Source organism: Pedobacter rhizosphaerae, from assembly GCF_900111155.1.
Taxonomy (GTDB): Bacteria; Bacteroidota; Bacteroidia; order Sphingobacteriales; family Sphingobacteriaceae; genus Pedobacter; species Pedobacter rhizosphaerae.
Map to the genome: position 1 here is coordinate 43,315 of NZ_FOGG01000034.1, position 11,717 is coordinate 55,031.

The 11,717-nt window shown below is 38.6% G+C and carries 8 protein-coding genes; 1 reads left to right on the plus strand and 7 read right to left on the minus strand.

Going from position 1 to position 11,717, the window contains the following annotated elements; all coding sequences use genetic code 11:
* Nucleotides 1-208: 208 nt before the first annotated feature.
* From BMX11_RS19875 to BMX11_RS19905, 7 genes are all read right to left on the minus strand, one after another.
* Nucleotides 209-1,639 carry a PKD-like family lipoprotein gene (locus BMX11_RS19875; protein ID WP_090887840.1) on the minus strand — a complete coding sequence of 477 codons (1,431 nt, stop codon included), beginning with the start codon at nucleotides 1,637-1,639 and terminating at the stop codon, nucleotides 209-211.
* Between the two features lie 23 nt (nucleotides 1,640-1,662).
* Nucleotides 1,663-2,514, minus strand: a complete 852-nt coding sequence (locus BMX11_RS19880; RefSeq protein ID WP_090887843.1) for a DUF4843 domain-containing protein — start codon at nucleotides 2,512-2,514, stop codon at nucleotides 1,663-1,665.
* A 14-nt stretch (nucleotides 2,515-2,528) separates the two neighbouring features.
* On the minus strand, nucleotides 2,529-3,992 hold the full coding sequence (locus BMX11_RS19885; RefSeq protein ID WP_090887845.1) for a RagB/SusD family nutrient uptake outer membrane protein: 1,464 nt from the start codon (nucleotides 3,990-3,992) through the stop codon (nucleotides 2,529-2,531).
* 10 nt (nucleotides 3,993-4,002) lie between these two features.
* On the minus strand, nucleotides 4,003-7,362 hold the full coding sequence (locus BMX11_RS19890) for a SusC/RagA family TonB-linked outer membrane protein (RefSeq protein WP_245738724.1): 3,360 nt from the start codon (nucleotides 7,360-7,362) through the stop codon (nucleotides 4,003-4,005).
* A 270-nt stretch (nucleotides 7,363-7,632) separates the two neighbouring features.
* The gene (locus BMX11_RS19895; RefSeq protein WP_090887850.1) at nucleotides 7,633-8,751 is read right to left on the minus strand and encodes a FecR family protein; all 1,119 of its coding nucleotides are present in this window, start codon (nucleotides 8,749-8,751) and stop codon (nucleotides 7,633-7,635) included.
* 147 nt (nucleotides 8,752-8,898) lie between these two features.
* A complete protein-coding gene (locus BMX11_RS19900; RefSeq protein ID WP_090887861.1) occupies nucleotides 8,899-9,486 on the minus strand; it encodes an RNA polymerase sigma factor in 588 nt (195 codons plus the stop codon).
* Between the two features lie 642 nt (nucleotides 9,487-10,128).
* Nucleotides 10,129-10,728, minus strand: a complete 600-nt coding sequence (locus BMX11_RS19905) for a hypothetical protein (RefSeq protein WP_139180235.1) — start codon at nucleotides 10,726-10,728, stop codon at nucleotides 10,129-10,131.
* 666 nt (nucleotides 10,729-11,394) lie between these two features.
* On the opposite strand from BMX11_RS19905, the gene BMX11_RS19910 reads away from it, so the two are divergent.
* The coding region (locus BMX11_RS19910; protein ID WP_139180236.1) for a transposase at nucleotides 11,395-11,717 on the plus strand (323 nt) is incomplete at its 3' end.

The window sequence follows — 11,717 nt, forward strand, 5'->3', positions numbered from 1 at the left end:
AAGTATAACCCATGGTCCGTGACACACAGACCATTTCATTTTGCCCATAATATTAGAACATTTACTGGTCCGTGAGCCACGGACCATTTCATTTTGCCCATGTATTAGAACATTTACTGGTCTGTGACACACAGGCCATTTCATTTTGCCCATATATTAGAACATTTACTGGTCCGTGGGCCACGGACCAGGGGGGATCAAACCACGTTTATTTCCTCATCACAATATCGACAGGAGAACCTGGAATTCCGGTTATGGTTTGCGTAATGACTCCATTTTTACCTACGCTTACATCAACAGTATAAACCGATCCGGCTGTTCCCACCGTTAGGGTGTTATCATCTGCACTGACTTTAAGCATAGAAATTTTCTTACCGCCAAAATCTGCATCCAATACTTTGAGGTCTTCGTTAAGTGGATTGTAGCGGTATATTTTATCATTAGCGGTGAAATAGAAAACATTTAAGCTGTTGCGTAGCCATTTAGTATCGGCATTTACTAATGATGCGCCTTTGAAAAGACGCTTACTTTCGGCCTTTATCTTTTTGTTTACCGAATCGAAGGTATAACTGAAACCCAGTTCATAAATATTGCCATCTGCCGCTTTAAAATAGGCATAAAACATACCTGCTTGTCCGGTTTGCATAAAGAGCAGATTATCATAACCAATATTCTTAGGATCAAACGCCTTACCTGCCGTATCTACCACGTAATCTTTACCCAGATAACTACCGTCACCACCAAAAGTTACGAATCCTTTAGATTTCGTGTCAAAACCAAAATAGAAACTATTGGTACGTGTAAAGTATTTAGACAATGTATAATCACCTGCCTGCTCATTGGCGAACTTGCCATAGTCGGGTGCAAACGGTGCTGTAGACATCACTCCAACATATAATTTTCCATTAATCACCCCTGTTGGCACAGTACCCATATAAGCTTCCAAGCGACCAGTAGTAATAGTATTTGGTGGCGTAAAAAACTGATCGTTGAAGAAAGCTTTACGCAACAAGGTACTGGCATCGAGTAATGGACTTTTCTTAGCCGGATCATTACACAACACCCAAAATTGCTGGTTAGTTATAGGTTGGTACGGCAAGGGATCTTGAAAGTAAAGCTGTACGGGGTTGCTTGGCAAATCTTCTCCATGAAAAGACTTGTAAATATCGGCCAATACGGTTTTGTTATCCGGCTTCACAAAAGACAACCTGGCTATGCCGTTATCATCACTTAATACCAGTTTACCGGAACTAAACTGCGTTGTACCCAAAACTTTAAAAGGGACTACATATTTTAGCCCGTTTCTTTTATCGGTAATAATCAGCTTTGCTGTACGCAGGCCTGGAGCCAGATTATAAACAATCTTGAGCGGATATCCGGTGTAAACATCACTTCTAATTTCTTCAGCTACATCTATTCTCCATTCAAAAGACAAATCTTTTTGTGGGTCGGCATTAGCCAAACCGATAGAAGGCTTCAGAATTAACGAATCTCCTAAAAGCGCTGAGAAAGTGGAGTCTTTAAAGGCACTCAATGTAGGCTCTGAAGGTGGATGATAATCGTAGTTACCTAAATCCTTTTTACAGGCCGTATATAAACCAACCACAATGGCCAGTACTAAAATCAATTTAAATTTCATCTCTACGTTTCTTTAAATGAAGGTTAAATAATAATCTGCTTGCCACTCTCATCAATAAAGAAATAGCCATTTACCTGAGCAAAAAACCTTAAAGTAAAGCGCTTTGCAGGTGCAGATTCACTGTAGAATTCATATTCATCACTACCATTGGTTTTCTTAACCAATACATACCCTTTGTCAGGGTTTCTCGCTATCCACGTTGCAGGATCTTTTAGAAAAACTCGGAAATTATCAATATAATAAAGGGAACGAGGAATCTCGAGGTAAGCATTTGGTTTAGAAGTATCTACCAGGCTAACATTTCCAGCCACGATAATAAATAGCTGGTGTTTAACCCTTCCATAATCGCCTAATTGCGATTGCCAGTACCCCCACCAGCTTGGTCTTTCTAAGCGGTTAGAAAAGATCACTTTTTTGGTGCGCAGGTTCAAAGGGAGTTCTGCTGAGAAATCTCCTCCAGCTATTGTTCTCAATCCTAAGGTTACAGACTTGTTTGCCAAAGTTTCATCTGTATTTTTCAGGATTACCGGAATTTTAAAAGTTCCCGAATCTGCGGGCAAGGTATAACTCGCTTTCAAAGCTTCGTAATGTGTGCCTTTAACAGCAGTAGTGAGCGAATCTACCACACTCAACACAAACTGACGGCTATGAGAAACTTTAGGCCCAGTAACAATAATCGGTATCCAGATGGTATCCTGAGCTAAACTTGGATTGTAGGCAAATGAATAGCTAATGGTAGTCGTATCCTGATTACCATTCTCATCTAAATAATGTAGGTAAACATTATCGCTAGAGATATAAGGCATCATTTCGTTCTTTTTACACGCCCAAAACATGATGCTGAGCAGCAAAAAATAAAATATATTCTTTTTCATCGTCTGGTCTGTTTTTAATTTCTGTAAACTTGTTCATCAATTGGAAGCGGGAAAACAAATATTTTATCCGATGGCGGATAAATTAATCCCGAAGTGGTGATGATGTTTAAGTTCAACCTTTTGTGCATAAAGAAATTCTGACTTTCTCCATAAAATTCTTTGCGGTATTCTCCTTCTAAAAGATTTATAAAATCTGTTTTAGAAACGGTTGCACTAATATTTGCTCCAATACCCCGGTGAACCCTAAGCGTGTTAAAATAGCCTACAGCAGCTGTTGGATTGGTATCAAAACTGGCTTCGGCTGCAATTAAATACATTTCGCTTAAGCGCAATGCAGGGGCTACCAAAGGATGAAGATTATCTAAGGGCGTAGAATTTACAACGTATTTTTGCAGGTAAAAGCGGTCGGAATTATTGGCGGCTTTAACCAGTCTAAACCATTGCTTATATCTCCAATCATCTGCACCAACGGTACCTAGGTTATAGATGGTATTAATTTGATCGGCAGTTGCTACATAATTAGGATTATCGTTAGAAAAAAGTCCTGTTAACTGGTCTTTAGACTGTGGCACAGCCCATGCAAACAAAAGCTCGTTATATAAAATTCTATCGCGTTTAGACACATCATCGTTAAAGAAATCTTCTTTTACTGTCCAGGGGAACTTTAAAGATTCTATCACTTCCTTAGCATTGCTTAAACTATTTACCTGATCTCCCTTGTACAGGTAAACGCGGGCCAACTCTCCTGCCACGGCATAATAGTTTATGCGATGCCTCCTGTTTTGTAAAAACATAGAAGGATTTTTCAGTTCGGTTGCTTTTTCGCCCTTAGGATAGCCCACCACATAACCTGCAGCTAAAATAGGATCCTTCCCTTTAAGCAAGCTTTTGGCCTCCTGCAAATCGGCAATTACCTTATCCATTATTTCTGATACGGTAGAAAACGGGGTTGCTTTAGTACTTACTACCGTTACATAAGGCATTGCCTTAAAAGTTGGATTGTTTTTATAAGATGTACCAAACATCCTCAGCAAATCGAAATGCATGTACGCCCTTAATGCTAAAGCTTCACCTTTTACGATTTCATAGTTCTGATCTCTGAATACGCCTTTTTGTTGATCAATTACTTCTAAAATCTGATTCACATTGCCGATAGATTTATAGGCATTGGTCCATATATCGCTTATTTTATCTACATAGCTCGGAAGGGTATAATCAAAGGCTGCAATGCGGATGAAATCTGCATTGGTAAACTGGTAATTCTGGGCCATGATATCCAGGTTGCTGAAAGTCAGGTTTCCTCCGTAAAGATTAGCTCCCGCAAAGCCTACATAGGCTCCGTTTAAAGCTTCTTTAAAACCTTCTTCTGTTTTAAATAGCTCTTCTTTAGATACTTCAGACTCTGGCTGAATATCTAAGAACTTCTTGCAGGAAGAAAAAGCAATGAGGCTTAAAAATATAAATAAGTATTTTTTCATGTTCGTATGTTTAGAATGAAGCCAATAGCGAAACGGTTAAACTTCTGGCAAAAGGATAGCTCGTTCCTCTTTCCATTTCAATGCTCGAAGTCCTGAAAATATCGTTCAAAGTCATTGTGGTACGCAGGTTTTGAAAGCCGTATTTTTTAATTAATTCACGTTTAAAATCGTACGACAAATAAATAGATCTCAGTTCCAATAAATTGTCTTTTTGGATAAACCTCGAAGAAACATTAGTGATAGATAAATCAGCAATGTTTTTAAAGAAGGTTTGGTCGCCTGGTTTGATCCAGCGTTGGTCTAATACCCTCCTATCTACATTAAAACGCGGATCGGCATTTTCAATACGATCTACCAAAGTTTGGTTATAGGTATAACCACCAAAACGATAATAAAAGCTTAAGCTCAACATAAAGTTCTTATAACTGATATTGGGATTGATGTTTCCTTCAGCTTTTGGCGCGCCATCTGCTATAGGAGCGATATCTTTTACATCCCAGTTATAAGTTAAAGAGCCGTCACGTTTTAAAAAGATTTCCTTACCCGTTTGAGGATCAATTCCCAGCGACCTTACCGCGTAAATCATGCTCATTGACTGACCTTCTGTATATCGTGTTAATGGTATCGATTGTGCATTCTTATCCGGATCAGTCTGATAGTCATCAATCTTCTGATTTAGCGTTTTTAGCGAATTAGAAAGACTTACCAACGTATTTACATTGTGCGCAAGGTTACCTGTAATGTTGATATTAAAATCGGCTGTTCTTAATGCATTGGCGGTAAAATAAAGTTCATATCCTTTGTTGGATACATCACCAAGGTTTTCCTTATAAGTGGTAAAACCAGTAGAAGGTGGTAAATCAACATCGGTGATTAATCCTTTAGTAAGCTTGTAATAATAGCGAGGTGAAATGACCAAACGATCTGCAAATAAGCCCAGATCTATCCCGGCATCATAGGTTTTGGTTTTCTGCCATTGCAAATTACTGTTACCATAGCCCAAAACCTGAGCCCCTAAACCAGTAGAGTACCAGTTGTTAGGTTCGTAGCGATAAAGTGATCTGGAAAGATAAGCAGGGAATGAAACCGAACCCACCACACCAGCACTTCCTTTTAAGCGCAACTGACTGATGAAGGGTAAATTTTGCATAAAGTCTTCTTTATGAACATTCCAGCCTAAACCTGTTGACCAAAATGGCGCAAAGCGTTTGTTTGAGCCAAAAGCAGATGATCCCTCATATCTAAATGAAGCATCTAATAAATATTTGTTTTTAAAGGAATAGTTACCAGAGAAAAAGGCTCCTGCTAAACGATTCTCGGTTACATTACCTCCAGGTGCCGAATTCTCTTTATAAATCCGCGCAAAGCCTATATTGGTAAAACGGTCATTGGAAAATCCCTGTGCTTCTATCAACTTGTCGTCGCTTCTTGCTGCAACTACATTGGCACCTACAACTAAGTTAAAATACTGGTCGCCAATCTGTTTATTATACCCTAATGTTGCTTTACCATCTATAGCTAAACGATCGCTTTCTAATAAAGTATAAGATCCTTTATTGTTTAATTTATCACTTGCGTATTCGTAAAAGGCATTACTTAAAGGAGAAAGGAATTTATCGTTGCTGGTTTGGCTTTTGTTTAAGCTGATCTGACTTTTGAAGTTTAAGCTCGGGCTTAACCTCCAATCAACAGAAAAGGCATCAATCAATTCAAAATTAGATGATTTATCAAAGCTGGCTAAAGTGCCTTCAAATAATGGGTTAAAAACATATCTCGGTTTTATCTGATCTGGTCCAGGTTGATGAGTATCCACCCTCCAGGTAGCTAACTCTTGAACAATATCTCCATTAGCATTTGTTTTTGGATAATAAGGGTTCATTCTTACATAAGTAGAGAAATCGCCATAAGGAGAATTATGTCCTGTTACCTGGGTAATGGTTACTTCATTTCTGAATAAAAGTTTAGAACTTGGGTTGTAGGTAAAATTCATACCGCCACTGTACCTGTTTCTATCCGATTCTAACATCACTCCTGGAGTAGTTTCATAACGAAGATCAAGGCCGTACCTAAATTTCTGGTCTCCACCCTGAACATAAATTGCATGTTTCTGGCGGTAAGCATTACGCAAGGCCTGAGACAACCAATAGGTATCTACCCCGCTAGCCACGTTTTTTAAACGGTTAAAATACTCTGCATCCAGTTGTTCTTGCGTATATCCGGCATTTCCTCTTCCATCGTATAAACCTGCCAGTTTTTCATAAGCCAGTTTATCCGTAGCATTTAATACATGATAATCGCTTAGATCTGGGGCATTTACACTCAGCTCATAATTGTACGAAAGTTGAAGTTTACCTGCAACAGGTGCTTTAGTGGTAATCACTATTACGCCATTAGCTGCTCTGGATCCATAAACGGCCGTAGCTGCCGCATCTTTTAGTAACGTTACCGATTCAATTCTGTTGATATCTAAATCTGTTACCTTTTGCAGCGTCACTTCAAAACCATCCAACATAAAAGCTGGCAGGTTATAATTACTCGATAAGTTATTGCGATCTAAAATATTATCTGTGTCCTCAATGGTAGGTAAAGCTGTTGCCCCCCTTACATTAATTTTTGGCAATGCATTCGGGTCAGAACCAAAAAGATTGTTATCTAATACTTTAAAAGAAGGATCGAAAGTTTGAATACTTTTAAGCAGGTTTTGAGGGTTATTACGTTTCAAATCATCGCCCTTAATGGTGATGGCATTACCCGTATAAGTATCCTTTTTAATGGTTTGATAACCAGTTACCACTACATCAGTCATTTGAGTAGATTTGGGTGCAAGCTTAATATTTAAGCTTTTTGTTCCGCTAACCTTAGCCTCAAATTGCTCGTATCCTACATAGCTGAATACCAGGATGGTTCCTTCATCCACACTTACTCTAAACTCTCCCTTCTCGTTGGTTACGCCTAAACTCGTACCATTTTTTATGGCTATGTTAACACCTGGAAGTGTTTCTCCTGTGGCCTTATCTGCAACTACACCTTTTACCTCGATCTTTGCAGCAAGCTGGTTAACCACTTTGGGTAAATCTTCCTTTTTGCTGATCACAATAGTTTTGTTAACGATATTAAAACTGAGATCCTGATTCTTTAAAGCGGCATTCAATGCCTCAATTAAAGATGCTTTTTGAAACTCAATTTCAACCTCGGGTTTGCCTTGAAGCAATTGGCCTTTGTAGAAGAAAAAGTAACCAGTCTGCTTTTTAATCTCTTTAAAAACATTTTTAAGAGAAGTAGTTCTGCGAGAAAGGGTTACGGTTTGAGAAAAGCTGGCGGCCGACAAATGAAGTGCACCAACCAGTAATAAAATTGCAGTCAATTTCATGACCAATAAAAATTTAATCCTTACCCTCCGCATTTCGCACGCGGGGTTGTAAAGGGTAGTTAATTTCATACCTTTGTATTGAATGAGGTTAATAATGAGCAGCTGGGTCTAAAACAAGCTGCTTGTCCAAATTTCTAACCGGAAGCGTTGCCGCGCTTTCGGTTTTGTTTTTCAGGTATGAATCTAAATTTCAGGTAGCTTTTTCATCATAAAGTTTGGTTTAGTTAGTTGATTGATTATTTATGTTTCAAGGCAGTTCGGTGGTCTAATTTAATTTCCGGTAATCGTCATTGTTTTTCCCGAAATTTTAACGTCAATGTGGTTCAATTGCAGTATTTTAAATACTTCAGAGAGATTACTGTTTCTTGGTATATCACCAAAATATTTCTCTGTGGTGATGTTTCCTTTATATACTACATCTACATCATACCAGCGGGAAATCTGGCGCATCACGGTTTTGAGGTCTGCGTTATCAAAGGCGAAAATATCGTTCTTCCAGGCTACTTCCTGATCCAGATCTACACCTCTGGCTATGGTTAAATGACTGCTATTGAAGTCCAGTTGCGACTGTTCTCCAGGGTGCAGATCAAGGAATCCCCTCCCGTTATCTACCCTAACGGCACCTTCTAAGAGCGTAGTTTTGGTTGAAGGTTCATCGGTATAAGCATTAATATTAAAATGTGTTCCCAGTACCTCCACCACCTGATTGCTGGTTATTACCCTAAATGGGCGACGTTTGTCTTTCGCTACTTCAAAATATGCTTCACCATTTAGTTCTACTACACGTTCATCCTTTTTAAAAGAATAAGGATACTTAAGTGAAGTAGCCGCATTAAGCCAAACTTTGGTTCCATCTGGCAGGCTTACCTGATATTGTCCACCACGAGGGGTAGAAATCACATTATTTCCGGTAACAGCCGAAGGATTATCCTGAATTACATATTCTAATTGTCCGTTTTGCGCTTTACGAATAATAATCCCGTTCTGGCTGGCTATTTCGCCATTTTTGGCTTGATCAAGGTCTACTACTGTTCCATCAGCTAAAGTGAGAATAGCCTTATTGCGGCCAGGAAGTACATCCTTCAGTTCTTTTTTTACCAGTAAAGCAGCAGTCTCAGTTTTACGGTTGAGATAGTAAAGTCCAGCCGTAAAGCACAGCAAAATACTCGCTGCCACAGCAATTCTTTTTAAAAGAACTATCCTTTTAACCTTCCGGGGGAAATGAAGTTTTTGGAAAACCTCCTGTTGGCTCGTTTCAATCTGCTCATGGCCAGGTGCCACTCTTTCAAAAGGGAGCTGGAGATACCATTCTTCTACAATAGCTGCTTCTTCTGGTGTACAATTACCAGAAAGATATTGCTCTAAAAGCTTTTTTGCATTATTCTCCATTAAAATGAAAGTTTAGTTTGGCTGATTACTGTATATACGGCGAAGCCTATACCTTGGGGGTATCAGAAATTTATTTTTTTTTAAATTTATTTAAAAAATGTCTTAATCAGAACGAAAAAGACGATTTCACACCAATAGCAAAGCATACTACTGATGTATTTTAAGCAAAAAAGCTACATAAACAAATAAGCCGAGACGAGATTTAAGAATTCGCAATGCTTTTTTTACCTGAGTTTTAACTGTTAACTCCGAAAGACCTAATTCTGCCGCAATTTCTTTGTGAGATTTATTTTCCTTACGACTTAAAACAAATATTTCACGCATTTTAGGTGGTAAAGCGGCAATTTCCTGCTCAATAAGGGCAGCCATTTGCTTTTCTCTTACGCGATAATCGGTCAGTATGTGATCCTGGTCCATGAAACTTTGCAGCGAATCAACGTATTTATTTTCTACTTTTTGATGAGAAAATACATCTAAAATTCTGTTTCTAATGGCGGTATATAGATATGCAGACAGATTTCCATCAGGCTCCACCTGACTTCTCTTTATCCAAAGAGATTCGAATAACTGCTGCACAACGTCCTTTGCCTCCTCATCATCATTTAATCGCTTACTGGCATGAATAAATAGTAGACCATAAAACCGATTGTAAATTTCAGTAAATGCCTGTTCATCATCTTGCGTTAACAAGAAGGCCAATTCACTATCAGAATATGAACGGTAAGCATGATACATAAGGATAACACAAAGATAGTTTAAAATTGAAGGAAATGCTAAAGCATTCTTAGACAGTCTGAATACCGCGTGAAACATTAACCACAGAGGGCACAAAGTGAAGGCACAGAGCCCACAAAGTTTATTTTGGCATCCTGACTTAAAACTTACTACTTATAACCTACAACTTTACCACAAAGCTCACAAAGTGAAGGCACAGAGAAACACAAAGTTTATTTTGGCACCCTGACTTACTACTTATAGCCTACAACTTTAGCCCCACGACACATTTAACCACAGAGGGCACAAAGTGAAGGCCCAGAGAAACACAAAGTCTATTTTGGCACCCTGACCTACAACTTTCTACTTATAACCTACAACTTTACCACAGAGCTCACAAAGTGAAGGCACAGCGCTCACAGAGTCTATTTTGGCTCCCTGACTTAAAACTTACTACTTATAACCTACAACTTTACCACAGAGGGCACAAAGTGAAGGCACAGCGCTCACAGAGTCTATTTTGGCATCTTGACTTACAACTTACTACTTATAACCTACAACTTTACCACAGAGCAACACAAAGTTTATTTCTACACCCAGACTTACAACTTACTACTTATAACCTACAACTTTATCCCCCAACCTTCCTTAGCAAGCCATAACCTAACTTTCCACTAATCGTACCTGTAAATTTTCCTTGCTTAATGGATAACGATTTAGAATATGAACTTCGGCAGCTTCCTGTAGTGAGGGATAAAAATTCTGTAGAGGGATATGTTCCAATAATTCCAGATGAGATACATTAGATTGATTGGTATTTTGAAGTTGTGTAGCTAACCAGGTTACGCCTTCCCATACACCAGGATGAAGAAAATAGGAAAATGCTGCAAGTGTAATGTTCCATTGAACCTGTCTCGGAGAAAGTAAAAAGTGTCTTGCTATTGGACTGATTAACCTTTTTAGGTCTTCATAATCACGTTCACTTTCTTCCATCACCATCATCGAAGTATCCAGGGGAAAATTCTGATAAGCTCTGCGAACCTCTTCTTTGCCATGTCGGGCAATAGTAGCGGCACAAATACCTGAAATATTGATTAAAGCGAGGTTTTCATAAATTTTAGGATGCATTTTTAAATGTCCATTCCGAACAAAGCGAAAACTGCCTTTTCCAATTTTATTACCACCAGACTGATTAATGGCAAAGTGACAAAGTTCAAATTCAGTGCTAAAATTTAAGGCCATCAAATAATGGGCGGTCTCCATTAAAGCAATTGTAGGATTGTCCCTTTCAATTTTAATCGGTTCGGAAGTGCTAAATATAGAAAGCTGCAAAGCGGGAATACTTTAGTTTTGTTGGTTCGGTCTCATCTCTTTCTATCATGGTTTCCCTCTGATAGCGGGTATGGCAAACATAATATTTTATACTAAAAAACAATGCCTTTTAGCATAATGAAGAAGGTAATTAAGGCTAAAGTCTTCATTTTTAAAGACATTATTTTAGCACATCAGTATTTGCGTTTATTAATGGGAGTTTGCAAGGATTTAATCTACCGGTTGGTATCCCTACCAACCAGAATAATTTCCTTCTCTTTTCCTCACTGCCTTTCCCTAGTTGTAGCGTCTCCAATGCTATTAACTTAAGGAGAAAACTAAAATGTATTGTCATCCTGAGCCTGTCGAAGGGCAATTCATTTTAGTTTTCGACTTATTAAGAAGGTCTTCGATTATTTATCCCGGATTTCATATCGGGAAGCTCAGACACCATTTTGCTTAACTTAATAGCATTGGTAGCGTCTCGCTACGATCTAATGATTTCTCTTTTCTTCACCGCCAGAAGGGCTCTTACCTTTTTCTTGGGTGGCCGTTGCACAACTAACAAGGGTTGATAACTTAACTTTATTTTTTTGTTATTTCTTGATATTTTGAAACATGCAAGGGAAGAAACACTTTCAGGAAAAACTATTTGTAAGTTTCCAGCTGTCAAATGCCGTTCCTACCGACAATTTTTACCGACGACTTAAAGATCTTATTGATTTTAGCTTTATGTATAAAGCCACCTCTAATTATTATGGTGATGAGGGACAAAAAAGTATTGACCCTGTTGTTTTTATAAAACTGATGCTGGTAGGTTATCTTGAAAATCTGAACAGTGATCGCCGCATTATCACTATTTCAAAAATGCGGATGGATGTACTTTTCTTTCTGGGATATGACCTTGATGAGGAGCTTCCATGGCACAGTACCCTTAGCCG

What these genes read in the sequence shown, in the direction of transcription:
- BMX11_RS19875 (WP_090887840.1), bottom strand. Translation starts at nt 1,639, where the DNA reads ATGAAATTTAAATTGATTTTAGTACTGGCCATTGTGGTTGGTTTATAT.
- BMX11_RS19880 (WP_090887843.1), bottom strand. Translation starts at nt 2,514, where the DNA reads ATGAAAAAGAATATATTTTATTTTTTGCTGCTCAGCATCATGTTTTGG.
- BMX11_RS19885 (WP_090887845.1), bottom strand. Translation starts at nt 3,992, where the DNA reads ATGAAAAAATACTTATTTATATTTTTAAGCCTCATTGCTTTTTCTTCC.
- BMX11_RS19890 (WP_245738724.1), bottom strand. Translation starts at nt 7,362, where the DNA reads ATGAAATTGACTGCAATTTTATTACTGGTTGGTGCACTTCATTTGTCG.
- BMX11_RS19895 (WP_090887850.1), bottom strand. Translation starts at nt 8,751, where the DNA reads ATGGAGAATAATGCAAAAAAGCTTTTAGAGCAATATCTTTCTGGTAAT.
- BMX11_RS19900 (WP_090887861.1), bottom strand. Translation starts at nt 9,486, where the DNA reads ATGTATCATGCTTACCGTTCATATTCTGATAGTGAATTGGCCTTCTTG.
- BMX11_RS19905 (WP_139180235.1), bottom strand. Translation starts at nt 10,728, where the DNA reads ATGGAGACCGCCCATTATTTGATGGCCTTAAATTTTAGCACTGAATTT.